Here is a 25,937-nt window from a genome sequence, read left to right on the forward strand (position 1 = left end):
TCAATTGGCAGTTCACCAACGAAAAAGCCCGAATCAAACTGACTCGCCTTTATCCGAATTTATAGATGGTACAGGGTACTAGTGGATATAGGTCATTCATGGTTATCGCCTTTCACCGGCTCAGCTCGTTCTGAAATCAACTGCTTGATTTCATCCAACTCTTCCCTGCTTATTTTCTCAGATTCAACCAGGTGCGAGACGATGGGACTCGAGGCACCATCCAATAGCGTGACCAACTCATCTATCATTCGGCTTACGATGCTGTTTCTTTCCACCGCCGCTTCAAACAACCAGGCATTGCCCAGTTTCTTTGTCTTTTTAAGGGCTCCCTTTTTCTCAAGCCGACCGGCAATCGTTTGGACAGACGAGTATCCTGGATCATTCTCATTTTTCGACAGGATCTCGGCTGCTTCCCGCACGGTTAGCTTACCTTTGGTCCAGAACGGCCGCATGACCTGCAACTCGAGTTTCGATAAGGTTTGGTTTTTTCGCTTCATACAACAATTGTTGTAATCAATAACAACAAACGTTGTATTTCAAGAAAAATATTTAGTTTACGGAAAAAACGTCACGCTTCCAGATACCCAAATAGGCCGGATCCATTTCGGTGCAGTTGGTCAGAAGCAATAAGGGCCCTGGCTCAGATTTCGGGAATGGCCTTTTTCGATGGGACAAGTCAGGCACAGTCCGACAGCCCGGCCCTTATGGTCTTTGACGACCTCCACTTCCAGGAGACGGGCGGCGGCGCAATACTTGCCCGGCCAGCGTCCGATCCGCCGTTCCTGTTTATCCGTGTCTATGGTTTTGTTTTTGTGCCCGCGCAATGCCGTGTCGATAGTGACCAGTTTCTCTGTCAGACGGTTCATTTGGCGCTCCCAAAAACAGCTCTGTTTCGCACTCGACGCACGTCCTACCAATAACGCCTCGATGTCCTCGTCGGTGAGTTTTCCCAGGGAGGCGACAACGCGCTGGCGGGGTCCGCGCCCGGTGCGAAAGCTCTCGCACAGAGTCCAATACTCATAGACTTTTCCATCCATGCGCTGGCGATTCTTGCGAAGAAACATGCACGCAATTTAGCACAAAGAATTACCACCCGAAAAGAGGCTGTTCTCCACTACAAGTGCTCAAACCCTCTCCACACCAGACAATCCCAGCTTTCAAAGAGTGGACCCAAGCCATAACGCTTGAAAAAACCTTTTTTTCAAGACAACTGCGGAACTTGGGCTAAAAATGGAATGGTGGATTGCACTATTTGCGAGGGGGATACTTACCTGGATCATTGCCTTTTCTGTAACGGAGATTCCGATGGAGTTTGTTCTGAATGCAAAGGGAGCGGAGAGTATTTTATCGGTGAAATATGCACTTCTTGTTTAGGTTCCGGAAAGTGTTTCATGTGCTCAGGAACAAAAATGATGATGTGCCTGGTTTGTAATGATGGAACTATTGATCTGGCACTGCCACCGCATTACGAATCCATAAAGCTTTTTTAATCGCTGATAAAAAATTCGATCAGATTTCTATCACCATAGAAAGTAGCAGCTCTAGCCTGCGGTGGATCTATCGAATTATTACACTAAACAAGTCGCTAAAATCATCGGTCCACACAATCAGGTTTTTATATGCGGGAAAGGGAGTCAGTGAACGAAGAACATCCTCATCGAGGACAAAGGGCTTGTTGTCCGTCATAAGGATCCAATCCGAGGAGTAAGCACCGAACTGATCGTCATCTTCGTTGACTACAAAGACTGCAAATTTCTCTAGCTCCTTGGTCAACCCCATAACGACAGGTTTCAAATCCAAATGCCGATTAGATACGTGGATGGCCAGAATGCCGTCAGGATTCAGATGACGTAAATAGAGCTGGAAAGCTTCGACAGTCAACAGATGCACAGGAATGGCGTCGCCACTGAATGCGTCCAAAACCAACACATCAAAATTCTGTGGCTGTTCATTTTCCAGACTGGTACGGGCGTCACCGATACTGTATTCCAACTCGGCCTTACTGTTTTTCAAATAAGCGAAATGGATTTCCGCTATTGTTTTTACGTCGGAATCAATTTCATAAAACCGCATGACGTCCTATTCCCATCCATAGGTAGCAATTGTACCAATACCCATTCCGATGACGCCTATGCGCATCCCAGGAGCGGCGGTGTTTCCGTCCTCACGGGCTAGCCGTTTGGGATGATGACGAATCGAAAAATCCACCCCGCTCCCCAGGCTATAGTATGTCGTCGGACGATACCGACGTTTCAGAGTATGAAACTGTAACCCATGCACAATATCGCCATGATAGAGCTCGTTTCGATGGGTCGGAGCACCGGACTCGAGGCAGACAAAACCAGATACGGCAGACAGATCGTAACGAACAGCAACAGGAGAAGCCGAGTAGTTGGAGCGTCGCCGCCTACCGGCTTCCATGATTCGGTGGGCGTAATCGGGAGAAAGAAAAAAGCCGCAACAATCAGGGCAAAATGAAGAAAAGCAAAGTTTCGAACCGACATTTTTCGCGAGACGAAATGCGCGTAGGCATAGCCAGCTACAAGCATCATCTGGAAAAAAAGCATACAAGTAGTCCAAACCGATGGACTACCCCCAAACCATGGCAAGATTGCCTTACTGATGATCGGCTGTACCTGAAAAATCAGAAAGGCACTTAAGAAAATAGTTATCCCGTAGCGCGCCATCGTTTACGTTGAAGCCTTCAAGACAGTGCAACATTTCTGGAGGAAAGCGAAAGTCGACTTTCCCGGCGACCGTTCTATCAAGCCGAACCTGGCGGTTCGTCTCGAAAATAAATCTGAAAAAGTGAATACGCCTGAACCAGGGACAAAAAGATTGGCCGGAATAGTCACAGCTCCAAGCTCACTCGGAAACGTGCAAATCATTGCGGCCATAAATGAAGAGCAACAAACAAATGGCAAAAACAAACCTGCCATACCATGAGCCAATCTGCGTACTCTCAGGGGAGCCAAGGGAACTTTTCAAAAGCAGGTTTTCTTTTCTCAAGAAAAGCCTGTTTTCCTTCTGAACCCTCCTCGTTCATGTAGTAAAGTAAGGTTGCATTGCCAGCCAGTTCCTGAATCCCTGCCTGTCCATCAAGTGCTGCATTGAAGGCAGACTTCAGACAACGAATAGCAAGCGGACTTTTTTCCAAAATTTCTCTGGACCATTGAACACCCTCAGCTTCGAGTTCTTCAATTGGCACGACCTTGTTTACCAGGCCCATATCAAGCGCCTCTTGAGCATTATACTGACGACATAAATACCAGATCTCTCGAGCTTTCTTCTGTCCAACGATACTCGCCAGATAACTCGACCCAAATCCACCGTCAAAACTCCCTACCTTGGGTCCGGTCTGCCCGAAGATTGCATTGTCGGCAGCAATTGTCAGATCGCAGATCACATGCAATACGTGCCCACCCCCGATAGCGTAACCGGCAACCAGGGCAATAACCACTTTAGGCATGGAGCGAATAAGCCTTTGCAGATCCAGCACATTCAAACGTGGCACGCCAACTTTATCGATATACCCGGCCTTCCCACGGATGCCCTGATCGCCGCCCGAGCAGAATGCAAACTTTCCATCCGTGTGTGGTCCAGCTCCTGTGAGTAAGACTACACCAACCTTGGGATCTTCCCGGGCATCGGAAAAGGCTTCGTACATTTCAAAAACGGTGGTCGGCGTAAATGCATTCCTCCGGTGAGGACGATTGATCGTCACCTTGGCAATGCCATCGGCCTTTTCGTAAATAATATCTTCGAAGTCTTTAACACGTTTCCAGTTCATGATTAGTAAAAGGTGGGATTAATTTTGTTACAAAGAGGCACTGATAGTTTTAAAAAGCTCTAGACGGAATTCAGAATCTTTTTTTCGATTAGTTTCAATTTCAATAACTCTAATTCCCGAATCAGGGAGTAGATCTAGATGATCCTTCAGCTCGGTGATAGACGATAATTTTTTGTAAGTGCAACCTGTGCTTTCAACCAAGGGCTTGAAATCGACTTCCTGCGGGGTGGCAAAAAACTCTTCGAACGGAGGTTCAAATTGCGAAATGGGAAGATGATTAAAAATTCCCCCACCCTGGTTATTTATCATTATTACAGTTAAGTGCCCTTTAAACTTAGGTCGAATTAGCAAACCATTGGAATCGTGCAGAAATGCCAGATCTCCGGTGAGAAGAATCGACGGTTTGTTCTCATAAGCTACACCCAAGGCGGTGGATAAGGTACCATCAATGCCGTTCGCACCCCGGGATGCATACACTTGGAACTGTTTATCGTTTGCAGACCAGAAGTATTCTACATCCCGTACCGGCATACTGCTGGCGACAAATATTGGAGTATTGTTTGGCAGCAATTGCGGGAGTAACCAGGCGACGACGCCTTCAAAATCCTTCGCGACGGGCTGACCAACGGTGTTATCAAAAGCCATCCGGATCTTAAAATCAGCGCTGAGCCAATTATCTGAATAATCCGAACTCTCAGACTTTATAAAATTGAAACACGCATTCACATCTGAAACGGGCACATCAAATACGCGCTCAACCGTTCCTGTTGGATCAAGGTTCTTGCCCGTACGATGAATATGATACATTGAAGCCTTCGATTCGGTTAACCAGGCACGGAGCACTTTACTGGTTGGCAAAGGACCGAGAGCGATTACCTGTTCGGGCCTTAATGAATTCCTTAAATCTGTGTTTCGCAGCAAAAGGTCATAGGTAGTTACCAGGCGACTTTGTAAGCTTGCAAAATTCCTTACCGACGAAAGTCCATCTGCCAACACGGGCCAGCCAGAGGCTTCACTCAATTGAGCTACTGCCTCGCAATAAGCCAATGGATTTTCGGGAGTATCAGTTCCACAAATGATAATTCCGCGATTTGTAGAAACCTGAATGGCTTCGACTTTAGATCGAGGCGGCCGTGGTGAAACACAAATACCGTCAAAAAAAGATTCTTCAATTTCAACAGCACACGCAGAACCATCTTCGATGGGCGGAAGAGGATCTCTGAAGGGACAATTCAGATGGACCGGGCCCTTGAGAGCTTCAGAAAAAGCATGAGCCAATTCTATTTTCATCGAATTCAAATCTTCTAAATCCGGGGATGGAATTTCCATTTCCGTCTGAAAAACCGGAAAGTCTCCATAGAGGCGGATCTGATTAATAGTTTGTCCCGCGCCACAATTTCTAAGCTCTGGTGGCCTATCGGCGGTAAGTACTATTAAAGGAACACCCGCTTCCGAGGCCTCAATGAAAGCCGGAAAATAATTCGCACCAGCGGTACCCGAAGTGCAAACAAGAGCAACAGGCTTGTGAGTCTTCTTGGCTATCCCCAATGCAAAAAAACCGGCTGACCGCTCATCAAGAATGGGGATGGCATCTATTCCTTCGTGGGCTGCAAATGCCACTGTTAAAGGAGTAGATCGCGAACCTGGCGATATGACGACATGCCGAAGACCGCAGCGATACAAAGTTTCAACCAAAACGGAAGACCACAGAGTATTTGTATTCGCTGAGTTGATGCTCGTCATATTAATCAATCCATCGTTTGACGCATCGCATTAAACTTAAGATCCGTTTCATCTTTTTCGCTTTTGGGTTCTGATCCACGGACAATCCCTGCTCCCGAGAATAATCGCAAGGTGTTCTCCCTTAAAATTCCTGAGCGAATCCCCACAATAAATTCACCATCACCTAGTGCATCGAACCAACCAACCGGTCCGGCATAGGGCCCACGCACAAACGATTCATAATCACTTATTTTCCCACAGGCACGTTCACGTGGAGTTCCACCAACAGCTGGCGTCGGGTGAAGTACTTTAATCACATCAAGAATATGCAATTCTTTTGGCAAGGACGCCTCAATGGGCGTAAAGAGGTGCTGAACATTGGGCAACTTGAGTAAACGCGGACGGTTTGGAACTTCGGGCTCAAGCCCAAGACTTTGCAGCCGATTGGTAATGGAAGTAACCACGGATTGATGCTCCCGCGCATCCTTGTCGTCCTTAAGCAAATCCGCACCCAAGGCAGCATCGATCGTTGCGGAATCACCCCGACCTCGAGAACCAGCGATAGCATCGGCTCTTAAGCGACCATCCTTAACTCTAATTAATAACTCTGGAGTTGAACCGAGAAATGTTCCTTCCACACCGGCTGAATAAGAAAAGGTGTAACAACTCTGGAAACGATTCCGCAGCCGTTCAAGAAAACGCATGGGATTGAGATTTTCCTCACTCTTAAAATCCAATGCACGGGCTAAAACGATCTTTTCGAATTCTCCTTCTCTTATAGCCTCCGTTGCCTTGAATACCGACAGTTCAAAGGAGTCACTTCCTCCTGCTTCGGCATTCAGTTTTATTTCAATCTTGGTCGGCTTGGAATCAATGCCCCTATTCTGATAGGGAAATGAGGCAAAACGCTGATGCGCTCCCAGGATCTTTTTAGCGATCATCTCGACCGGGGTATCTGCATCGATCATACAGTTGGCAATAGCCAAACTGTATTGGTCTTTCTTACTCACCTGCCAAATAGGAACGAAAGCCTGAGCGGCAGGAAAGCCTGTCACATCCTGACCTTCATCAAAGAAATTAAAGGCACAGAAAAAGTGGATACCACAGTAAGGAGAGTCCGTATTTCCCGTAAAAATAGTTTGGTCCAACAATCCCGTAGCCCAGTCCTTTATGGCTTCAAAACGTCCAGGACCTTCCGCGGTTGTCTGCATGACCTGTTCGATGGCAGCAATCGATTCATCCAACCCTGGGTTTTCTAAAAAGAAATGCTGACTCGCCGACTCATAAACCGCCTCCAAAACGGCGAGCGGATCGATGTGGAATACGTCGAGCGAAATATTTACCAGTTGCGGTTTACCAACTTCGATCGAGCGCTTTTGACAGTCTTTCAAGAATGTTACCAAACCTGCGGGGTTATCCTGCCCCCCGTAATTACTTATCGGTAGATACTCCATGCACGCGGACTACTTTTCAGGTCGAGGAAAAAGGATGGTCTTTTCACCAACCGACTTACCTTCCAGTCGAAAATCCCAAACGAGGTTTCCTTCAAAAACGTCTACGGGATCAGAACCCAACAACTCAAGAATCCTCGCACTGATACTTGGCATAACCGGGCTGAGGACGATCGATGCAAGACGAAGCCCTTCTGAAATAACTGCCAACGACGTTTGTAACAAGGCCTTGTCCGCGGCTTCTTCCGATTTGGCAAGTTTCCAGGGAGCTCTTTGCTCGATGTAGCGATTGATTGCGCGAATAAATTGAAACGTCTCTTCCAGGGACTGGTGAAACTGAAAACCTTCGCCCAAATTGAGAACTTTAATTGCCGTTTCCGCCCAGAGTTCCTTCAATTCTTTTTCTTCAACTTCTTCAACTTCCGCCGTAGGGATCAGGCCGCAGTTGTAGCGCGTTACCATATTCTGGATACGACTAACCAGGTTGCCGAGGTCATTGCCCAGATCACTTGTGTACCTCCTCAAATATTGTTCTTCAGAAAAATCACTATCCTGCCCAACATTCATTTCGCGGGTTACAAAATAACGAAAAGAATCCACGCCAAACTTTTCGGCCAGATCCAGGGCATTCACCGTGTTGCCTGTAGACTTGGACATTTTCGAACCGGAACTCGTCCAAAATCCGTGCACCAACAAATGTCTGGGCAAGGGAATATCGCAGGCCTTTAACATAATTGGCCAGTAGATACTATGAGCCGGTATAAGAATGTCCTTACCAATAACATGATAGTCCGCAGGCCAACGCGATGTGTCGCCTTCCATAAAGTTGGAAGCTGTTAAATAGTTTATCAGTGCATCGAACCACACATAGGTAACGTAGTCTTCATCAAATGGGATGGGAATCCCCCACTCCAACCGAGACTTGGGCCTGGAAATGCAAAGGTCATTCAGGGGCTCTTTAAGAAACTCAAGAACTTGCTTTTGCCTAAATTTCGGGAAGATGAAGTCTTCATTTTCCTGCAAGAACCCAACCAGCCAATCCTGGTACTGGCTCAGTTTAAAGTAGTAATTCTCTTCAGCAATTTCTGAGACTTCACCAAATATTTCCGGCCAGCTCCCGTCTTCGTTTCGGTCCTTTTCCTGTAAAAATTGCTCCTGCCGAGCACTGTAGAAACCATTATATTCGCCTTTGTATATTTCACCTTTGTCGAAGAGCAATTGCTGGATATCACGAACCACTTGCTTGTGATGGTCCTGAGTAGTACGAATGTAAGCGTCATTTGAGATATTCAGATTCTCACAAAGAAGCTGAAACTCGCTGGCAACGGAATCTACAAACGCCTGAGGCGAAACCCCTTGTTTCGCAGCACTTTGTTGCACTTTTTGCCCGTGTTCATCCAATCCGGTAAGGAAATAAACCGAATCACCTTGTGCCCGGCGAAAGCGAGCCACCACGTCGGTCAAAACCTTTTCATAGGCATGACCCAGGTGAGGAGAGCCATTGGCGTAATCAATAGCGGTAGTAATGTAGAACGATTTCATGAATGCAGGAAAAGGGTAGCAGAGTACGGTAAGATCAAGGAAAGGAAACTGAAAAACAGGCTATGTAAAGCGCCCTCTTTGAAATCCGTAAACTGATTGTTTAAGCCTCTCAGAGAAATTCTGGCACGCCTGCAATCCTTCTTCCTATGCTTTCTCGTCTTGAGGCCCTACCCTGAGTCATTCGACGGAGGTCGTTGACAATTTGAAACTGCATCCCAATAAGTGGGGAAATGAAAGTAATTCGATCACAAAGCGCCGGTTTCTGCTGGGGAGTGGAGCGCGCCATCGACATTGCCGCCAAATTTGCAGATGAGGGGCGACACCCTGTGTATACAGACGGTCCGCTGATCCATAATAAGCAAATGATGGAAAAACTCACCCAAAAGGGTATTCGTGAGGTTGGAGATTACCAGAGTACTACTGCCGTAAAAGTCTCTCACAAGGAGGAGGACGAACCTATCATGGTTGTTCGTGCGCACGGCATTTCTCCAGAACGTCGTAAATACCTGAAAAGCCTCGACATGGAATTTCGCGACGCCACTTGCCCGGATGTGGGAATCATTGCCGGAAAGATTCGCATGCACGCAAAAAAAGATTTTTCCACCGTGATTTTTGGCGATCCAAAGCACCCGGAAGTCATGGGGCTTATGGGTTATACCGAAGGCAAGGGACACGTGATTCAGTCAACTGAAGACATCGACCAACTTCCAACCATGGATAAAGTCTGTCTGGTTTCCCAATCGACAATGTTCACGCATGAATTTCACGAACTCTCCGTTTACTTAAAGGGTAATTATCCCGATGCGGTTGTCATCGATACCATATGTGGAGCAACTAAAGAACGCCAAACGGGTGTTGTCGAACTTGCAGCACAAGGAGCCGAGGCGATTGTTGTTATTGGTGGTAAGCACTCTGCCAATACACGAAAACTCGCCCTACTGGCAAAACAACAGAAGCTTCCAACCTACCATATCGAAACGTGGGATGATTTGGATATCGAAGAGATCATGAATTTTCAAACCGTAGGAGTAACAGCGGGAGCTTCCACACCAGACTTCATCATTGACGACGTCTGCACAAAGCTGGAAGCGGTTTAAAGATTATCTTTCAGCCAACTGACTAATTGTTGCAGTGCTTTTGCGCGGTGACTGATTCTTGATTTCACTGACCAATCAAGTTCTCCGAATGTCTCGTCATAACCCTCAGGAATAAAGGCAGGATCATAGCCAAATCCCCTTTCTCCACGGGATTCAGGAATCAATCTTCCGCGACAAATATCCGAGAATGAAAACCGCTCACCCTTTGCATTTACCAACACCAGGCTACAGGCAAACTGCGCACCTCGATTATTCTCAGGGACCTGAGAAATTAAAATCAACAGCTTGGCAAGATTGGCTCCATCCGATGCACTTGCGCCTGCAAAACGAGCTGAATAAATACCGGGAGCTCCATCCAGGACATCTACCTCGATTCCACTATCATCAGCCAATGCATACTCACCTTCACCAAGACGATCCGCCAGGGCCATCACCTTCAAAGTGGCGTTCCCTACAAACGTGCTTTCGGTTTCTTCAACCTCAGGCATACCTCCAATTCCAACGGCACTTTTCACCGTTACGGGAAGATTCTCTCTTTCAAACATAGCCGAAAGTTCCTCAACTTTATGCGCATTGTTTGTCGCTAAATAAATGGTACTCATTCTTCCGGGTATTTAAGAAATCCTCGCATTAATTGGTCGTCCCCAAACAGGGCATGCTGCACCTGGCTGAGTGAATAAGCAGCTTCCATTATTGCAATTTCCTGCCCTTCAACAAACGAAGGTGCTTTTGCATCTCCCAAAAACTTTGGAGCACGGTAGGCGAAAAGATAATGCAACTGGCGGTTGAGCAGAAGATCGCTCAAAAGCCCAGGTCCTCCTTCAAAATAGACTCCCGAAATTTTTTCCTGGATACACCGGGTATTGAAAGCCTTCCAAAACTCGTTGGCTTCCTTCGGTAGAGTCCAAATGGAAACCCCATGCGCCAGGAGCTCTTTCGAACCTTCTACATCATCATGCGTAACGACTATCGTTTTCTCTTTAAATTCATCGTTGTAAACCTTGAGATCCCTTAGACCAGAAAGAGTCGTTAACCTACGATCGAAAATGAGTCTCTTCGAACATGAAACAACATCTCCAATCCGAATTGTCAGACTTGGATTATCGGCCAAAACGGTACCAGCCCCCACTGCAATTGCCGGGAAATAGCGGCGCCACAGCATAACATCCGTGCGCGCATTTTCACCGGTGATCCACTTTGAGTTTCCCGTACGCGTGGCTACCTTTCCATCAAGGGTTGTCGCTGTTTTCCCTGCCAGAAAGGGTCCCTCATGCGTAGCAGTATGATTAAAGATTAAGTTTAAATCCTCACAGGCTTCCTTTAGAATACCAGTTGTAACATCCAGCCCTGCTTCCCGAATTAGGGCTACGCCACGTCCACGATGTCTCTGATCAGGGTCAATAGCACCAATCACAATTTTCTGTATACCACTTTCAAGAATTACACTCGTGCATGGACCCGTTTTGCCAGTACTGCTGCAAGGTTCGAGAGTAACATACATGACCGCATCTTCAGCTGGTTTTCGCTCCAGGTTTTTTAGTGCATTTACTTCTGCATGGGGTCCTCCGAAAAATTCATGATGTCCGCGACTAACGATTTCCTCCCCCTCAACAATCACGGCTCCGACCATCGGATTTGCTCCAACATTGCCCCAACCTTTCCTGGCCTCGACCAGGGCAGCTTCCATGAAATGAGAATCGGTCATAACAAGCGTCGTACGTAGGGATTTGAAACTTTTTCCCGCCCCACGGTCGTAACAGGACCATGGCCTGACAACAGTTGAGTGTGGTCGGGCAAGGTATAAATTTGAGTACGAATTGAGTTTTCTAAAACCTTCATACTTCCTCCGGGTAAATCGGTCCTTCCAATGCTCCCGGCGAAAATCGCATCTCCAACCACAGCCAGTTCTAATTCGGCGATATAAAATAATACATTACCAGCGCAATGGCCTGGAACATGACGGACTTCCGTTGATTTACCAAGTAGGGTCAAAGATGAACCGAGTTCCAACCAATGATCGATTTTTACGGAACGAAGATCCAGGTCACCAAACAAAAATGATTTTTGAACTTCGGCATCTTCAAAAAGAGCCTGATCGTCTTTGTGACCGTAAACAGGCACGCCGGCCTCAGAAAACCTCCAGGCATCATACATATGGTCCCAGTGGCCATGAGTAAGATAAAGCGCTTCCAAATCGAAGGGTGTTTCTTTTCGAATATGTTCCACCACATCAAACGCCCTTTCCGGCGCATCGAACACAATCGCTTTACCGGTATCCTCATCGAGAAAGAGATACATATTCGTTGCGGCCATGCCCAACTCTTGGCTGAAAAACTTCATTCCTGCCACATTGTGGACGGAAGTGCCTGAATCAATTTAAAAGCTGTCCTGGCTCTTATCTATTATGGAGTAATTCCTTGATTTCGTTTTCGGAACTTGCGAGGGTCCCACGCTTTTCCAAAAAGACACTTACAAATCCTATGAGTACTCTCAAATTTGCCGTACTAGCTGGCGATGGCATTGGCCCCGAAGTCATGCAAGTCGCCTTAAACGTGCTACAAGTCGTAGCCGAGAAACACCAGTTAAAGCTGGACTTTGAACAGGCAGACGTAGGCGGAATCGCCATCGACAACCACGGCGAGGCTCTGCCGAACTCGACTTTGGAAATTTGTAAAAGAGCCGATGCCATTCTTTTCGGATCCGTGGGTGGACCCAAGTGGGAGTCATTACCTCCGAAGGAGCAGCCTGAGCGGGCGGCTCTGCTACCTCTTCGAAAAGCGTTCTCTCTTTTTGCCAACATTCGTCCAGGCCTCCTTTACTCCGAACTTACCGAAGCCTCACCCTTGAAGACGGAACGCATTCCCAACGGGATCGATATCGTATGCATCCGGGAACTTACAGGAGGTATCTATTTCGGACAACCCAAGGAAACGGTGACTCTCGAGGACGGTGACATTCAGGCGATTGACACTATGGTTTACAAAAAATCTGAGATCGAACGCATTACTGACGTGGCAATCGCAACCGCACGATCAAGAGCCAAGCGTCTCTGTTCAGTCGATAAGGCCAATGTTTTGGAGACCTCTGTGCTTTGGCGGAAAACAGTCACTGAGTATGTGGCAGCCAATGCACCCGAACTCGAACTCTCCCACATGTACGTGGACAACGCCGCCATGCAATTGGCTCGAGATCCAAACCAGTTCGACGTGCTCTTCACTGAAAACATGTTTGGAGACATTCTTTCAGATGAAATGGCGGTAATTTGCGGCTCATTGGGTATGTTGGCATCCGCCAGTCTAGGGGCAGGGAAAAACAGTTTAGGCAATCCATTTGGACTATTTGAACCAGCGGGTGGAACTGCACCCGATATCGCGGGTAAAAACTTGGCCAATCCCTGTGCTCAGATCTTAAGCGCGGCATTGATGCTGCGCTACAGCTTTGGACTCGATGCCATAGCCACCGAAATTGAAAAAGCCGTCGAAACCGCCGTAAAAGGAGGCACGCGGACAGGCGACATCTCTTTTGGAGCCAAGCCAGCTTCAACTTCGGAAATGGAAGCCGCGATCCTTGCCGCTTTTTAAAAAAATACTAAACCTTTGCTCCAGGCTCTCAATCTCCCGAGGCGCTAAAATAATGTTGTCCTCATGCTCGGTCTAAATCTGAGTTGCCAGGTCAATTGCAGCTAACATGACATCTTCAGAAATTCGCCAGTCATTCCTCGATTTCTTTCAATCCAAAGGGCACGAGATAGTTCCTTCGGCACCCTTGCTACCGACAGCACCGAATTTGTTGTTCACCAATGCGGGCATGAACCCGTTTGTCCCTTACTTCCTCGGTGAAAGAACCGCTGTGCATACACGCATTGCGGACAGCCAAAAGTGCATTCGTGCCGGCGGAAAACACAATGACCTGGAGGACGTCGGATTCGACACTTACCACCAGACCTTCTTTGAAATGCTTGGCAACTGGTCGTTCGGCGATTATTTTAAAGAAAAAGCAATCACCTGGGCCTGGGAATTATTGACCGAGGTTTGGAAATTTCCAAAGGAACGTCTTTACGCTTCCGTTTACAAACCCGGTGAAGATGAGCCTGCTAATTTCGATCAGGAAGCTTACAATTACTGGAAAGCTATTTTTGAAAAGGAGGGATTGGATCCCGAGGTCCACATTGTCTACGGCGACAAAAAAGATAATTTCTGGATGATGGGTGAAACCGGACCTTGCGGACCCTGCAGCGAAATCCACATAGACCTAACTCCCAACGCGGATACCAAGGGGAGCTTGGTAAATAAAGATTCTCCCCTTTGCATAGAGATTTGGAACCTGGTTTTTATACAATTCAACGCCACCCCTTTAGGAACCTTCATTCCTCTCTCTTCAAAGCATGTAGATACGGGCATGGGATTCGAACGGGTCTGTGGTATCATGGGGACGACCAAGAATTTCACGGACTTTTCCCAACCACCGGCAAATTATAACTGCGATCTTTTCCTCGATGTATTTGTCGCACTGACTGAATTATCCGGGAAAGTTTACCAAGCCACCATTCCAGTTTCTCCGCAAAAAATGACGGAGCAGGAATCCATAGATGTGGCATTTCGAGTGATCGCTGATCATATCCGGACTTTGTCCTGCTCGATCGCCGATGGAATCCTTCCAGGCAATGAAGGTCGCAACTACGTGCTACGTCGCATTTTACGGCGGGCGATCATGTTTGGTAATCAACTGGGACTAAGGACTGGCTTCTTCGAAAAACTGGTTACACCGGTAGTCGAGAAACTGGGACCGGTTTATCCAGAATTGGTCGAGCAAAAGGAAATCATCGAAAGGATCATTCGCTCTGAAGAAGAATCCTTCGGAAAAACACTGGATCGAGGTTTGGCTTTATTAGATCGGGTTACCCGGGATGGCTCGGGTGTTATAACTGGAAAAGCCGCGTTCACTTTATACGACACCTACGGATTTCCACTCGATCTCACGCAGCTAATTGCACGTGAAAGAGGACTGGAAGTGGATATTCCCGGTTTTGAAAAAGCGATGAAAGAACAGCGCAAGCGGTCGCAGGATGCGCAAAAGAAAAGCATTATCGAAGTGGCCGGTAACTCGGATGAAGACGCTACTGATTTTGTTGGATACGACATCAAAAATTTAAACGACTACGAAACCACGGTTCAGAAAATTATCTCCCAGGATGGCGACTCAACCATTCTTCTGGCACGTACACCGTTCTACGCCGAAATGGGGGGACAAGTCGGCGACATTGGAATTCTAAAAGCAGGACCCAAAACATTTAAAATTGTCGACACTACCAGAGACGCTCATGGACACATCCTTCACAAGATCGAAGGAGAGGTGAATTTTATTCAGGATGAGCAAGTAATCGTATCTGTGGATGCTGAACGTCGCCTGGCTATTCAGCGCAATCACTCCGCGACCCATTTAATGCACCATGCGCTCCGGGAAGTGCTGGGCACCCATATCCGCCAAGCAGGATCTCTAGTAGAACCGAATCGCTTGCGTTTTGATTTTAACCACTTCGAAGCTGTAACCGCTGATCAATTACATGAGGTCGAACGGATTGTAAATGAGCTGGTCTACAAGAACAGCCTCATTAATTGGTACGAGGTTCCCTTTGATGATAAACCGGAAAACGTTATCGCTCAATTCGGTGAAAAGTATGGCGATATTGTTCGGGTTGTAGATATCGGCCAATACTCCCTGGAACTTTGCGCAGGAACCCATGCACGTGCCACGGGTGAAGTAGGCTTTTTCAAAATCCTTTCGGAATCCGCCATTGCTGCCGGAACGCGCAGAATCGAGGCCATCGTAGGCGAGGCATCCTTTAACTTTATCGAAGAACAAATTGGTTCGCTGTCCGAAGTATCGCAAAAGCTGTCCTGCCCTCCGGCTGAAATTAATCAACGACTCGAAAATCTACTGAAAGAAAAAGCAGCTCTGGAAAAGGAGCTTAAGAAATTTCAGCAAAAAGCATCGGCCAATAAAGCAACTGATTTGGCCGATAATGCCACGGATCGTGATGGCCTTAAATGGGTCGTCAAAAAAGTCCAGGCAGGGAATCCTAATGATATGCGGACTTTAGCGGTGCAAATTTCCAAATCCATTGGAGAAGGCGTAGTCGTGCTTGCGGGCGTATTTGGTGACAAGATCACTATCCTCGCACTCAGTACTCCTCAGGCCATTGAGGCGGGCCATAAAGCCGGCGACATCGTTATGGCCCTAACCGGACAACTCGGAGGCTCAGGCGGAGGAAAACCCGACTTTGCGATGGGTGGAGCGAAAGATATCGAGGGACTGGATGCTGCTTTGAGCAGTATCTAGATGCTACCCCAAATTCTGCCGAATCGTATTTGTATTTAAGGTCGAGGGCAGATTCTTATTCGTGCCCGCTGTCTTATGGTACTTTCCGGTGAGCTTGTCTTTTTCGTATTTGGTAAACCCGGCTTTTTCGACATTTTTGTTGTCGAGTTTTTTCTCTGTACCGCCGGTGGTGTGTTTGATGCCCAAATTCGGAGCGCTCATGACTTTAATCGCTTTCTCTCCAGTAACAGGATGCGTATCCAGGGCGGGTTCGGACATGGAATGCTCCACTTCGAAATATTCTCCCTTGGACCCGTCCTCATGGATGACTCGGTAGGTGTAAACTGGCATAGGTTGTAAGGTTGATTTCTAGGAAAAATCTTCAGCCTGCAGTTGGCATGCGTCAAGTCCACTCCTGAGTGCCTCTTCATCCATCCCAATACCAATAAATACAATTTCTTGACGTCTGTCCCCAAATGGCTCCTCCCAACTTCGCTCAACCTCCTCAGGGAATTGATCGCGCTTCACTTGCCCTTTTTCAAAACGTGTGGCCCACCAGTCACCAATAAAATCACAGCGATTCACGTCCCCGGCGATTGAAACCAAGGCAACCTGCTCCGCTCGCTCAGCAATCCAGGCAAACCCTTTCACTCTGAGCACTCCCGGATGGGTTTGCTCCAAAAAAGGACTCAGTTTGGTTGCTTTAAATGGAATTCGACTTCGATAAATGAAAGTTTTCAGACCGTACTTACTGGTGAAATCCGTTTCAGGTTCTTTAGCCGACGGAGACAAAGTATCAGGAACTATCTTGGGGGAATGACTACTCGCAGGTTGAAAGCGCGAAGAAGGTTCCTTACTTTCCTGCTCGAGCTCCTGCATCCACCGGGGGGCACCGATGGTATCTTCCATCTTAAAGGCCCGGCTATTCAAAAGAGCAGAAATATCCGTTCCGCTTTGTGTAACCAAAAGACATTGAGCCCGGGGATTTAGGCCGGAAACAATTCCCAATAGCTGAGCACCCTCTTCCTCGGTCAGTAAATCCTTTTTATTAAGCAAAACAAAATCGGCACACTCTATCTGCTCAACCATCAATTCAAACACAGGCTGTTCCTCAGTAGGCCTTAAAAGCCCCGCCGACGTAGTTGAACTATGTATTCGTTTCCATTCCTTGATTAAAAGAGGAGCATCAATCACGGTTACTAAAGCGTTTATGGGCGCGATTTCGACCACAGATTTACCAAACAAATCGTGGGCATAGAATGCTTGAAGCACCTGCGTTGGCTCAGCAACCCCACTGGCTTCGATAACGATATGGTCGGCACCACTCGTTTTCACCAGTTCTTCAACAGCTTCAGAAAGATCCCCCGAACTGGAGCAACAAATACAGCCGTTGGAAAGCTCCACCATTTGAGTTGCAGAATCATCGAGCTCCCTCAGTTGTGTTTTAACCAGCGCAGCATCCACATTGATCTCACCAACGTCGTTGACCAAGAGGGCAAGTTTCATGTCACCGCACTCGGATAGCATGCGGTTGAGCAAAGTAGTTTTCCCGGATCCAAGAAATCCGGATAAAAGGGTAACAGGAACAGGTTCGATTTTAGAATTCATGTGCGGAGGTGAACAGTGATAGGAAACACAAACCACAAACGTCAATGGCTATGGGAAATAATTACCTGAGCATTTTCAATTAGCGAACCAGGTTGGGAATAATTTACCAAATCCGACGATCGAAAATTTCTAAAATACCTAACCCATTGTTAGACCTTCAGATAGAAACCTGTTTTTTTGGCAAGAAATATGCATAGCCAAAAATGGAGTTTTTATAAATTCCACAAAAATAGATGCCGGTCCAACGTGGAGGACCGGCATCGCCTTTTAGCATTCAAATTGATTGTTTAATCAGTCTTCAGGGAGTTAGGGTGATTTCCTAATCCTAATTCCTGACTATCTCTTATGGATAAAAAAACAAAGTACGAAGGCAAATGGCTCAGTTTTCATGAAGTCAGTTTCACAAATTCTCGTGGGGAACCACGTATTTGGGAATACGCTGCTCGAACAGGAACGGTCGGCGCAGCTGCCATAATAGCCATAGAGGAAGGCGAAATTCCCAAGCTTATTGTGGTTAAGCAATTTCGACCGGCGATCGATAATTTCTCATTAGAGTTTCCTGCGGGATTGGTAGATCCGGGGGAATCAATTCAAGCAGCCGCACTACGTGAGTTAGAAGAAGAAACAGGATACATCGGGCAGGTGACTCATGAGAGTGCCCCGGTATATAGTTCTCCGGGTTTAACGGACGAACAGGTTTCATTAGTAACCGTAAAAATTATTGGCAAAACCGAAACCAAACTTGAATCGGACGAGTCGATCGAGGTGATTACTTTACCAATCAATAACTTGATGGATGAACTAATTCGTATTCAGGACACAGGACCTGTAATCGACGCAAAGCTTTGGACTTTTGCCCAGGGCCTCAGATTGAAGATTCAAGCTCAAGCAGGAAGGTGACTAAAAAACGCCCGTAATTTTTCGGAACTCTTTATTCCTGGACTCAGCTCAACACCGCTACTGGCATCGACTATTTTAGGATCTGCCAATATTAATGCCGCACCCATATTTTCGGGATTAAGTCCACCGGCCAAAATCCAGCATTTTTCCGGATAGTCGATATTCAGTTGTTTAAAAGCGGCCCAATCTCCGGTTTCCCCACTCCCACCAAAACCTCCGGCGTGGTAAGTATCGATCAAAAATGTGTCCGCGTATTGAAACAGAGATTCTGGAAATAACATATCCGGTGGAAGTTTTGGAGCTAACCAAAGTCGATCCCGACCAACCGTCTCGGACAATTCCAATAAATAGGCACTATCGTGGATCTCTGAAAAGTGGACCTGAAAAAAATCGAAACCTGCGGACATCTGCTTTTTAATTTCTTCGATACTCGGTCGAACATCCACAGCGACTCTGAAACTATCGGGCAGGGTTTGTTTGAGTGCTTCAAAATCATCCAGGGAGATGCCGCGTGGGGATTTTGGATACAAGATGAATCCCAGGTAGGTGGCTCCTAAAGAAACTGCAAGTCGCGCATCCTCTCCACGGGTTATTCCACAAATCTTTACTCGCGGTGAGCTCATCCTCTGAAGCTGTTACAACTTTCAATAATGAAATCAACCTGCTCGTCTTCCAGTTCGGCGTAGATCGGAAGATTAATGATCTCTCTACAGGTACGTTCGGCGACCGGAAAACTTCCATCTTTGTGACCCAGATTTTCATACACAGGCTGCAAATGCAGGGGCCTGGGATAAAACAGCCCGGTAGCCACACTACAGTCATTTAAATGAGTAACCAAAGCATCGCGATTCGGATGACAAACGGAAAACTGATGATATACACTGGGAGCGTTTCCAAAAACGGGAGGCAAACGAAGCCCTTCGAGATTTAGACCAGACAAATATTTGGCGGCGATCGCTTGCCGACGTTCAGTCCAGGCAGTAAGATATTTTAATTTCACTTTTAAAAGCGCACCACAGATACCTTCCATCCGATAGTTGTAGCCGACATCCGAATACGTATAACGATCAGGCATGGCATGGTTGCGCAATAAACGAATCTTGTCCGAAATGCCCTTATCCTTCGACACACACAATCCACCTTCCGTCAAGCCACCCAAGTTCTTGGTAGGGTAAAACGAAAGAGCTCCGCAATCTCCAAACAGCCCGGTAGATTTCCCATTAAACGTCGCAAGGTGGGATTGAGCACAGTCTTCGATTAACTTCAGATTGTATTTTTTTGCCAATGCGACAAAGTCATCCATAGGAGCGGACTGACCGAATAGATGAACCACAATTATCGCTTTGGTCTTCTCGGTGATCGCCGCTTCAACTTTTTCAGGATCCAGAATATAAGTCGATGGATCGATGTCGGCAAAGACCGGCACGGCTTTCTCGTAACTGATACACCAGGACGAAGCCATAAACGTGAAAGGGGTCGTAATAACTTCATCGCCAGGAAGAATCCCACACGCTCGCACACAAAGATGCAAAGCAGAGGTACCATTATTTATTCCAACCACTTCTTCAGCACCCATCAACTCAGCATAGGCCTTTTCAAACTCGGCAACCTGGTTACCCAGAATAAATTGACCTGAATCCAGTGTTTCTTCAAACGCCGCCAAAAAGTCGGGTTTTAACTTTTGATGCGTTTCGTGAAAATTTAAAAATGGAACATTCATTGAAATAGTAGCGCTAATTCTTGACCACAGATGACCACAGATGAACACAGATTCACGTAGATAAATCCTGATTTGATTTTCCCGCAATTTGATTTGTGTGAATCTGTGTTCATCTGTGGTTAAACTAAAAAGGGTTTGTTCTAACTTTTATTACCTAGTTCCTCCACGATCGCGTCAATCAATCCATCCAGCGAGGATTTCCTAGCTTCTTTATCAAGTGGAATATGGACTTCTTTCATTACTTTGCTTGTCTGAGGACCCATACTAAACGTCTTGGGTCTTACCGCCCCGTCCGCCAATTGAAACGCCTTGGCTTGCTTGACAAAGGACCGAGCTGTAGAGCCGCTGGTGAATGTGATACCATGAGCACCAAGCTCTCGAAACTTGCCTGCAGCTTCATTCACAGAAAGATCGGTTGGCTCTGTCTTGTAGACTTCGAATCGATCCACAATAGCCCATTGATCTTCAAGTGGTTTAATCATGTCCTCAGTCCCAAGGTTACCTTTAACAACCAAAACTTTTGCATGCTCTATGCTTCCTGTCTCGAGAAGGGCTTTTGCCAACTCAGGCCCTGTGTGGATTTCAGGCATGATCTCTACTTCTAGGCGAAACTTTTCAATTTCTTTAACCGTGGCAGGGCCAACCGCAGCAATCCGCATAAAGCCCATGGAGCGCACATCCTTGAATTCATTAAAAAACGCCTCGAAAAAGAACCTTACACCGTTGGGACTCGAAAAAATAATCCAGTCATACGATCCAAGTTCTGCAAAGATTTCTTTTTTAACTGCTTCGTTAACAGCTGAGCTCACCTGAATAAGTGGAAGCTCCAACACTTCAGCCCCCAGACGAATAAGGCGGCGCATCAACTCACTCGATTGCTCCCGGGTGCGGGTAATTGCGATTCGTTTCCCAAACAGCGGTTGTCGCTCAAACCAGGAATGTTTGGGCGCGTCCTTTACGACATCTCCAACTATAATCATTGCAGGTGGTTTTATTCCTGTCTCCTTTACCGTTTTTGAAATAGTGCCCAATTTACCGATACAGCTTTCCTGATTTGGCAAAGTCGCCCAGCGGATAATGGCAACGGGAGTTTCGGGGCTCATTCCTGCTTTAAGTAATTCGGCAGATATGTGATCAATCTTGGTCAACCCCATATATATGCAGAGGGTAGCATTTAGTTTAGCGTAATGCTTCCAATTAACAAAGGTATCGGGTTTCTCAGGATCTTCGTGGCCAGTAACCAATACGATGGCGGAGCTATTGTGTCGGTGAGAAAGCGGAATACCCATGGAAGCTGCTGCTCCCATGGATGCAGTTACACCAGGAATAATCTCAAAAGTAATACCAGCGTTTGAAAGCGCATCGGCCTCTTCTCCTCCCCGACCAAAGATAAGAGGATCTCCACCCTTAAGCCGCACGACCATCATACCTTCCCTGGCATAGTTTATGAGCAGTTTCTCAATATCTTCTTGAGGCTTGGAGTGGTAACCGGACCGCTTCCCAACATAGATCTTTACACAATCGGGCTTCGTCCAGTTCAACAGCTCATCGTAAACCAGGTAGTCATAAACCAAGGCATCACATTGTTTGATAAGCTCTTTGCCACGAACTGTAACAAGATCGGAAGCACCGGGCCCTGCGCCTACCAAATAGACCATGCCATTACTCATAATCGAAACTCTCCCAAAACGGTTTTGATGGCCTGGCGAATTTCATCCATATCCAATGAATTGAAGGAGAGGGTAAAGCGACCGGCGGACTCATGGAAGGCAAGCAAGGTATTATCCATGAAGTGAGCGGCAAATGCAGTCTGACAACCTCCATCAACCAAGGTAAGAAACTCGCGCTCGATGCAAACCGCTTGATTCGTAACGGGATCGGTTAACGCTCTAAAACGTTCTTCTTCTCCTGCCCGGCATTGCAATGCAATAGCGCCCTGCCCTACCGCCGGAATCATTTGATTCAGGCTGAGATATTCAAATTCGAGGCCTTCCCATTCGCTTATCCCCAAGCGTTTTAATCCCGCGGAGGCCAAGATGGTTGCATCCGCCTCACCTGACTGAATCTTACTGAGCCGCGTACCTACATTACCACGAATCTCAACGAACTCGGCGTCGGGTAAAAACAATTTTGCCTGGGCCCTTCGCCTAGGACTACCTGTAGCGAGTTTGCTGATGCTTTCTATACCAACCCTCTTTACCAAAACATCCTCCACCGTCTCACGCGGAAGGAAGCCGACAATAACCAAACCTGGTTCCATTTCAGTGGGCATGTCTTTGGCAGAATGAACGGCTAAGTCAGCTCGACCTTCCAACATGGCTATTTCCAACTCCTTGGTAAAAAGACCTTTCCCGCCTTTTTCTTCCAAAGACCACGCCAAGCGCTGATCCCCCGTAGTCGTCATTGGATCCTGAACAACCTTTGTCCCGGGAAACGCCTTAAGAATGGCCGATTCAACCAGTAAGGTTTGCGCCAACGCCAGAGGACTCTTTCGAGTAGCTAATGTGATAGTTTGAGACACGTGAATAGCAGTAGGGTAGCTTGAAGAAAAAGAAAAGCGCGAAGACCTTTGAGAGTCTCCGCGCCAGTATTAAAAAAACTAAAGAAAGACCTTAGTAAGCAGCTTGAACTCCTTTAATGTTCTTCTTGGAAACCCAAGGCATCAATCCGCGAAGACGACCACCCACTTTTTCGATGTTGTGCTTCTCGCCGGCCTTCAGCAATGCTTTGTAGTTTGGAAGACCTGCTTCGTATTCGGCAACCCACTGTTTGGCGAATTTTCCGGATTGGATTTCCTTCAAAATTTGGCCCATGGCTTTTTTGGTCTGTGCGGTAATAATACGGGGACCACGGGTGATGTCACCATATTTGGCTGTTTCAGAAATTGAGAAACGCATGCCTGCAACTCCGGACTCAACCATCATGTCAACGATCAGCTTGAGCTCATGAAGACATTCAAAGTAAGCCATTTCAGGTTGGTAGCCTGCTTCAACCAGCGTTTCATAGCCTGCGGTTACAAGAGCGGAAGCACCTCCACAAAGAACGGCCTGCTCTCCGAATAGATCGGTTTCGGTTTCTTCCTTAAAAGTAGTTTCAATAACTCCGGCGCGCGTACCACCTATACCCTTGGCCCAGGCCAAAGCTATTTTCTTCGCATTCTTGGTAGCGTCGTTATGGATCGCGATCAATGCAGGCACGCCTTTACCTTCGAGGTACTGAATACGGACCGTGTGCCCAGGACCTTTAGGGGCAACCATGATAACATCGATGTCCTTCGGAGGAGTTATAAGTCCAAAGTGGATGGCGAAACCATGCGTAAACATGATTGCCTTGCCGGCAGTCAGATTTGGTTCAATGTCCTTTGTATAAACAGAAGCCTGCTTCATATCTGGCACAGCAATCATGATCACGTCGGCACGTTTCACAGCTTCAGCTGTTTCGAACACTTCGAAACCTTGCTTACGGGCTACTTCAACTGACTTGCTCTTGGCATAGAGTCCGATGATCACATTGAGACCGCTTTCCTTCAAGTTCAGGGCATGGGCGTGTCCCTGAGAACCGAAGCCAATAACGGCCAGAGTCTTTCGTTTGATAGAAGCGATATTGGCGTCTTTATCTTTGTATACTTTAGCTGGCATAATTTACAGAGGCTGTAAGTTGCTTTTTATTAACCGGGATTATTGTACCGGAGGATTATTTCTTGCTCGTTCCAACGCTAGTTTTCCTGTGCGGGAAAGTTCTAGAATTTCAAACTGTTCGATCATATCGAGAAAGGCGCGGACTTTACCTTCATCACCTGTTAGCTCAAGAATCATAGAATCCTTGTGCGCGTTGATGATCTTGGCCCGAAAAATGTCACAAATCTGGATAATCTCAGAACGGTTTTCGGAGTCGGCGGCGAGCTTTACTAAAAGCAATTCCCGCTCAACTGCTTCGTCCCGTTTGAAATCGGTAACTCGAATAACATTAATGAGCTTATTAAGTTGTTTGATAATTTGATCCAGCACCAAGTCGTCGCCAACAGCCACGACGGTAATTCGTGAAAGGGAGCTATCATGGGTGGGAGCAACATTAAGTGAATGAATGTTGAAACCGCGGCCACTGAACATGCCTGCCACTCGGGCCAGCACTCCAAATTTGTTTTCAACTAGGACCGATATTGTGTGTTTCATGAAGTTCAATTTTGGGGATGGTGGGCGAAGACGGACTCGAACCGCCGACCTACTGGGTGTAAACCAGTTGCTCTAACCAAACTGAGCTATTCGCCCCCATAAAGGGTGGATAGGAAGCCATCTGTGCTATGGGTAATCAAGCACTAAATCCAAAAAACTGACGACCCTGGAAAGAGACAGATTTCACAACAAAATTCACTCAGCGGTTACCCCTTACCCAACCACGTTCATGGAGAAGCTCTGCAATCTGAACAGCGTTCAATGCAGCACCTTTCCAGAGTTGGTCTCCACTGACCCAAAGCGAGAGTCCGTTATCAAATGCGGTATCCTTTCGAATTCGCCCAACACCGCAATTTACTTTGCCGGAATAGTCGATGGGCATAGGATAGTGAAGGTTCTCAACATCGTCACATAGTTCACTTCCAGGGAAGGCATCCACAGCGGCTTTGGCTTCGGCGACGTCCACCGGTTTTTCAAATTCAGCCTGAATTGAGACGGAATGCGCACGATAGACTGGAACGCGGACACAGGTACAACTTACTCTTACATCCGGAAGGCTCATTATCTTTCGACCTTCATTCTGCATTTTCATTTCCTCTTTCGTATAGCCATTATCCAAAAATACATCCACATGCGGCAGAACATTGAATGCGATTTGGTGAGGGTATACGTTTTTTTCAACCGGTTCCCCGGCCACAAGGGCCTTAACCTGGTTCTCCAACTCGATGATCGCCGCCGCACCTGTACCCGAGACAGCCTGATAGGTAGAAGCGAAAAATCGCATTAATCCAAATTTCAAATGGAGCGGATATAATGCCATCAACGCGACGATAGTGGAACAATTGGGGTTGGCGATAATGCCTTTGTGATCGCCAGCTGCATCTGGATTGATCTCAGGGATGACTAAGGGAACATCCGGATCCAAGCGAAAGGCAGAGCTATTGTCTACCACAACACAGCCTCGACGGGCCGCTTCCGGAGCCAGAATCTTGGTAGTACTCGCACCTGCGCTAAACAAGGCAATGTCCAAGCCGTCAAATGCCTCGGGAGTAGCTTCTTCAACGATCCAGGAATGGTCCTTATAACTTATAGTTTTACCTTTCGAACGAGCCGAAGCCATAAGCTTGAGTTCCTTGATCGGAAATTGACGTTCGTACAACAGGTGTATCAGTTCCTGACCCACTGCACCTGTAGCTCCCACAATACCGATAGAATATCTATTAACCATAGCTGAAAAATTAACCGTGAGAAATTGGTCATTAGTCCACCAGAAAGCAAGCGAGGATTCCAAACTGTGTTCAGCGGAAAAATCTACCCAAACTTAGTCTCCAAGTCATTTAATCCAAAATTCTACCCATTCTCGTTTACACCACATAAATGCGCTGAAAAATCAATTTAATTGAACAAAATCTGTTTTTCCCCATTTGAATAGAGTGCAATTACGATGGTTCCTTTAGGGGAAACCACTAAAAGTATCCAGGAAACGCCTTTATACGAAAGAAGGCGTTACATCTCAATTAATTTAGTATCCATTGTGAATTACCTTACTGCTTTTGAGATCCGCAAAATCTCACCCAACGACAGAGACGCTACCAAGTCTTACCACTCAATCCTTAC

General features: G+C 46.9%; 25 protein-coding genes and 1 tRNA gene. 5 read left to right on the forward strand and 21 right to left on the reverse strand.

What is annotated here, in order from left to right; genetic code table 11:
- Nucleotides 1-92: 92 nt before the first annotated feature.
- From O3C43_13775 to O3C43_13790, 4 genes are all read right to left on the reverse strand, one after another.
- Nucleotides 93-497 (reverse strand): BlaI/MecI/CopY family transcriptional regulator, encoded by a 405-nt coding sequence (locus tag O3C43_13775; protein MDA1067561.1) that lies wholly within the window; start codon nucleotides 495-497, stop codon nucleotides 93-95.
- 120 nt (nucleotides 498-617) lie between these two features.
- Entirely contained in the window at nucleotides 618-866 is a 249-nt protein-coding gene (locus O3C43_13780; GenBank protein ID MDA1067562.1) for a hypothetical protein, read from the reverse strand.
- A gap of 691 nt (nucleotides 867-1,557) precedes the next feature.
- Nucleotides 1,558-2,073 carry a fused MFS/spermidine synthase gene (locus tag O3C43_13785; protein MDA1067563.1) on the reverse strand — a complete coding sequence of 172 codons (516 nt, stop codon included), beginning with the start codon at nucleotides 2,071-2,073 and terminating at the stop codon, nucleotides 1,558-1,560.
- A gap of 6 nt (nucleotides 2,074-2,079) precedes the next feature.
- Nucleotides 2,080-2,421 carry a hypothetical protein gene (locus O3C43_13790; protein ID MDA1067564.1) on the reverse strand — a complete coding sequence of 114 codons (342 nt, stop codon included), beginning with the start codon at nucleotides 2,419-2,421 and terminating at the stop codon, nucleotides 2,080-2,082.
- Between the two features lie 291 nt (nucleotides 2,422-2,712).
- On the opposite strand from O3C43_13790, the gene O3C43_13795 reads away from it, so the two are divergent.
- A complete protein-coding gene (locus tag O3C43_13795; GenBank protein MDA1067565.1) occupies nucleotides 2,713-2,946 on the forward strand; it encodes a hypothetical protein in 234 nt (77 codons plus the stop codon).
- 16 nt (nucleotides 2,947-2,962) lie between these two features.
- On the opposite strand, the gene menB is transcribed toward O3C43_13795, so the two are convergent.
- The 4 genes from menB to metG are packed head-to-tail and all read right to left on the reverse strand — an operon-like array spanning nucleotide 2,963 to nucleotide 8,505.
- Nucleotides 2,963-3,790, reverse strand: a complete 828-nt coding sequence (gene menB / locus O3C43_13800) for a 1,4-dihydroxy-2-naphthoyl-CoA synthase (protein ID MDA1067566.1) — start codon at nucleotides 3,788-3,790, stop codon at nucleotides 2,963-2,965.
- Between the two features lie 27 nt (nucleotides 3,791-3,817).
- Entirely contained in the window at nucleotides 3,818-5,533 is a 1,716-nt protein-coding gene (gene menD / locus O3C43_13805; GenBank protein ID MDA1067567.1) for a 2-succinyl-5-enolpyruvyl-6-hydroxy-3-cyclohexene-1-carboxylic-acid synthase, read from the reverse strand.
- 5 nt (nucleotides 5,534-5,538) lie between these two features.
- Entirely contained in the window at nucleotides 5,539-6,966 is a 1,428-nt protein-coding gene (locus O3C43_13810) for an isochorismate synthase (protein ID MDA1067568.1), read from the reverse strand.
- 9 nt (nucleotides 6,967-6,975) lie between these two features.
- Nucleotides 6,976-8,505: a methionine--tRNA ligase gene (metG, locus tag O3C43_13815; protein MDA1067569.1), complete on the reverse strand. Its 1,530-nt coding sequence runs from the start codon at nucleotides 8,503-8,505 to the stop codon at nucleotides 6,976-6,978.
- A gap of 230 nt (nucleotides 8,506-8,735) precedes the next feature.
- On the opposite strand from metG, the gene ispH reads away from it, so the two are divergent.
- A complete protein-coding gene (gene ispH / locus O3C43_13820; protein MDA1067570.1) occupies nucleotides 8,736-9,602 on the forward strand; it encodes a 4-hydroxy-3-methylbut-2-enyl diphosphate reductase in 867 nt (288 codons plus the stop codon).
- Here ispH and rdgB read toward each other — a convergent pair.
- The 3 genes from rdgB to O3C43_13835 are packed head-to-tail and all read right to left on the reverse strand — an operon-like array spanning nucleotide 9,599 to nucleotide 11,942.
- A complete protein-coding gene (gene rdgB / locus O3C43_13825; GenBank protein MDA1067571.1) occupies nucleotides 9,599-10,204 on the reverse strand; it encodes an RdgB/HAM1 family non-canonical purine NTP pyrophosphatase in 606 nt (201 codons plus the stop codon). The two genes, ispH and rdgB, sit on opposite strands and share 4 nt — an antisense overlap.
- Nucleotides 10,201-11,307 (reverse strand): bifunctional diaminohydroxyphosphoribosylaminopyrimidine deaminase/5-amino-6-(5-phosphoribosylamino)uracil reductase RibD, encoded by a 1,107-nt coding sequence (gene ribD, locus O3C43_13830; GenBank protein MDA1067572.1) that lies wholly within the window; start codon nucleotides 11,305-11,307, stop codon nucleotides 10,201-10,203. The genes rdgB and ribD overlap by 4 nt, the downstream gene beginning before the upstream one ends.
- On the reverse strand, nucleotides 11,304-11,942 hold the full coding sequence (locus O3C43_13835) for an MBL fold metallo-hydrolase (GenBank protein ID MDA1067573.1): 639 nt from the start codon (nucleotides 11,940-11,942) through the stop codon (nucleotides 11,304-11,306). Before O3C43_13835 ends, ribD begins: the two co-directional genes overlap by 4 nt.
- 140 nt (nucleotides 11,943-12,082) lie before the next feature.
- On the opposite strand from O3C43_13835, the gene leuB reads away from it, so the two are divergent.
- Both leuB and alaS read left to right on the forward strand, forming a co-directional pair.
- The gene (leuB, locus tag O3C43_13840; GenBank protein ID MDA1067574.1) at nucleotides 12,083-13,183 is read left to right on the forward strand and encodes a 3-isopropylmalate dehydrogenase; all 1,101 of its coding nucleotides are present in this window, start codon (nucleotides 12,083-12,085) and stop codon (nucleotides 13,181-13,183) included.
- A gap of 106 nt (nucleotides 13,184-13,289) precedes the next feature.
- Nucleotides 13,290-15,941 (forward strand): alanine--tRNA ligase, encoded by a 2,652-nt coding sequence (gene alaS, locus O3C43_13845; GenBank protein MDA1067575.1) that lies wholly within the window; start codon nucleotides 13,290-13,292, stop codon nucleotides 15,939-15,941.
- Between the two features lie 3 nt (nucleotides 15,942-15,944).
- On the opposite strand, the gene O3C43_13850 is transcribed toward alaS, so the two are convergent.
- Complete coding sequence (locus O3C43_13850; GenBank protein MDA1067576.1) at nucleotides 15,945-16,271, reverse strand: zinc ribbon domain-containing protein; 327 nt, start codon at nucleotides 16,269-16,271, stop codon at nucleotides 15,945-15,947.
- A gap of 18 nt (nucleotides 16,272-16,289) precedes the next feature.
- On the reverse strand, nucleotides 16,290-17,528 hold the full coding sequence (locus O3C43_13855) for a GTP-binding protein (GenBank protein ID MDA1067577.1): 1,239 nt from the start codon (nucleotides 17,526-17,528) through the stop codon (nucleotides 16,290-16,292).
- A gap of 345 nt (nucleotides 17,529-17,873) precedes the next feature.
- On the opposite strand from O3C43_13855, the gene O3C43_13860 reads away from it, so the two are divergent.
- Entirely contained in the window at nucleotides 17,874-18,428 is a 555-nt protein-coding gene (locus O3C43_13860) for an NUDIX hydrolase (protein ID MDA1067578.1), read from the forward strand.
- Here the strand turns inward: O3C43_13860 and O3C43_13865 are convergent.
- From O3C43_13865 to O3C43_13900, 8 genes are all read right to left on the reverse strand, one after another.
- Nucleotides 18,413-19,051, reverse strand: coding sequence for a phosphoribosylanthranilate isomerase (locus tag O3C43_13865; GenBank protein ID MDA1067579.1), 639 nt, complete (start codon nucleotides 19,049-19,051; stop codon nucleotides 18,413-18,415). The genes O3C43_13860 and O3C43_13865 overlap by 16 nt on opposite strands.
- Nucleotides 19,048-20,148 carry a DegT/DnrJ/EryC1/StrS family aminotransferase gene (locus O3C43_13870; protein ID MDA1067580.1) on the reverse strand — a complete coding sequence of 367 codons (1,101 nt, stop codon included), beginning with the start codon at nucleotides 20,146-20,148 and terminating at the stop codon, nucleotides 19,048-19,050. Before O3C43_13870 ends, O3C43_13865 begins: the two co-directional genes overlap by 4 nt.
- A gap of 140 nt (nucleotides 20,149-20,288) precedes the next feature.
- Nucleotides 20,289-21,818 (reverse strand): uroporphyrinogen-III C-methyltransferase, encoded by a 1,530-nt coding sequence (cobA, locus tag O3C43_13875; GenBank protein ID MDA1067581.1) that lies wholly within the window; start codon nucleotides 21,816-21,818, stop codon nucleotides 20,289-20,291.
- On the reverse strand, nucleotides 21,815-22,669 hold the full coding sequence (gene hemC, locus O3C43_13880; protein MDA1067582.1) for a hydroxymethylbilane synthase: 855 nt from the start codon (nucleotides 22,667-22,669) through the stop codon (nucleotides 21,815-21,817). Before hemC ends, cobA begins: the two co-directional genes overlap by 4 nt.
- Nucleotides 22,670-22,760: 91 nt before the next feature.
- Entirely contained in the window at nucleotides 22,761-23,786 is a 1,026-nt protein-coding gene (gene ilvC, locus O3C43_13885; protein MDA1067583.1) for a ketol-acid reductoisomerase, read from the reverse strand.
- A gap of 39 nt (nucleotides 23,787-23,825) precedes the next feature.
- The gene (ilvN, locus tag O3C43_13890) at nucleotides 23,826-24,320 is read right to left on the reverse strand and encodes an acetolactate synthase small subunit (GenBank protein ID MDA1067584.1); all 495 of its coding nucleotides are present in this window, start codon (nucleotides 24,318-24,320) and stop codon (nucleotides 23,826-23,828) included.
- Nucleotides 24,321-24,338: 18 nt separating this feature from the next.
- A tRNA-Val gene (locus tag O3C43_13895) sits at nucleotides 24,339-24,416 on the reverse strand.
- Nucleotides 24,417-24,519: 103 nt separating this feature from the next.
- On the reverse strand, nucleotides 24,520-25,548 hold the full coding sequence (locus O3C43_13900; protein MDA1067585.1) for an aspartate-semialdehyde dehydrogenase: 1,029 nt from the start codon (nucleotides 25,546-25,548) through the stop codon (nucleotides 24,520-24,522).
- Nucleotides 25,549-25,937: the final 389 nt, after the last annotated feature.

Source organism: Verrucomicrobiota bacterium (assembly GCA_027622555.1).
Lineage (GTDB): Bacteria > Verrucomicrobiota > Verrucomicrobiia > Opitutales > UBA2995 > UBA2995.

Coding starts and splice junctions, on each gene's coding strand:
- O3C43_13775 (MDA1067561.1), bottom strand. CDS start 497: ATGAAGCGAAAAAACCAAACCTTATCGAAACTCGAGTTGCAGGTCATG.
- O3C43_13780 (MDA1067562.1), bottom strand. CDS start 866: ATGAACCGTCTGACAGAGAAACTGGTCACTATCGACACGGCATTGCGC.
- O3C43_13785 (MDA1067563.1), bottom strand. CDS start 2,073: ATGCGGTTTTATGAAATTGATTCCGACGTAAAAACAATAGCGGAAATC.
- O3C43_13790 (MDA1067564.1), bottom strand. CDS start 2,421: ATGGAAGCCGGTAGGCGGCGACGCTCCAACTACTCGGCTTCTCCTGTT.
- menB (MDA1067566.1), bottom strand. CDS start 3,790: ATGAACTGGAAACGTGTTAAAGACTTCGAAGATATTATTTACGAAAAG.
- menD (MDA1067567.1), bottom strand. CDS start 5,533: ATGACGAGCATCAACTCAGCGAATACAAATACTCTGTGGTCTTCCGTT.
- O3C43_13810 (MDA1067568.1), bottom strand. CDS start 6,966: ATGGAGTATCTACCGATAAGTAATTACGGGGGGCAGGATAACCCCGCA.
- metG (MDA1067569.1), bottom strand. CDS start 8,505: ATGAAATCGTTCTACATTACTACCGCTATTGATTACGCCAATGGCTCT.
- ispH (MDA1067570.1), top strand. CDS start 8,736: ATGAAAGTAATTCGATCACAAAGCGCCGGTTTCTGCTGGGGAGTGGAG.
- rdgB (MDA1067571.1), bottom strand. CDS start 10,204: ATGAGTACCATTTATTTAGCGACAAACAATGCGCATAAAGTTGAGGAA.
- ribD (MDA1067572.1), bottom strand. CDS start 11,307: ATGACCGATTCTCATTTCATGGAAGCTGCCCTGGTCGAGGCCAGGAAA.
- O3C43_13835 (MDA1067573.1), bottom strand. CDS start 11,942: ATGAAGTTTTTCAGCCAAGAGTTGGGCATGGCCGCAACGAATATGTAT.
- leuB (MDA1067574.1), top strand. CDS start 12,083: ATGAGTACTCTCAAATTTGCCGTACTAGCTGGCGATGGCATTGGCCCC.
- alaS (MDA1067575.1), top strand. CDS start 13,290: ATGACATCTTCAGAAATTCGCCAGTCATTCCTCGATTTCTTTCAATCC.
- O3C43_13850 (MDA1067576.1), bottom strand. CDS start 16,271: ATGCCAGTTTACACCTACCGAGTCATCCATGAGGACGGGTCCAAGGGA.
- O3C43_13855 (MDA1067577.1), bottom strand. CDS start 17,528: ATGAATTCTAAAATCGAACCTGTTCCTGTTACCCTTTTATCCGGATTT.
- O3C43_13860 (MDA1067578.1), top strand. CDS start 17,874: ATGGATAAAAAAACAAAGTACGAAGGCAAATGGCTCAGTTTTCATGAA.
- O3C43_13865 (MDA1067579.1), bottom strand. CDS start 19,051: ATGAGCTCACCGCGAGTAAAGATTTGTGGAATAACCCGTGGAGAGGAT.
- O3C43_13870 (MDA1067580.1), bottom strand. CDS start 20,148: ATGAATGTTCCATTTTTAAATTTTCACGAAACGCATCAAAAGTTAAAA.
- cobA (MDA1067581.1), bottom strand. CDS start 21,818: ATGAGTAATGGCATGGTCTATTTGGTAGGCGCAGGGCCCGGTGCTTCC.
- ilvC (MDA1067583.1), bottom strand. CDS start 23,786: ATGCCAGCTAAAGTATACAAAGATAAAGACGCCAATATCGCTTCTATC.
- ilvN (MDA1067584.1), bottom strand. CDS start 24,320: ATGAAACACACAATATCGGTCCTAGTTGAAAACAAATTTGGAGTGCTG.
- O3C43_13900 (MDA1067585.1), bottom strand. CDS start 25,548: ATGGTTAATAGATATTCTATCGGTATTGTGGGAGCTACAGGTGCAGTG.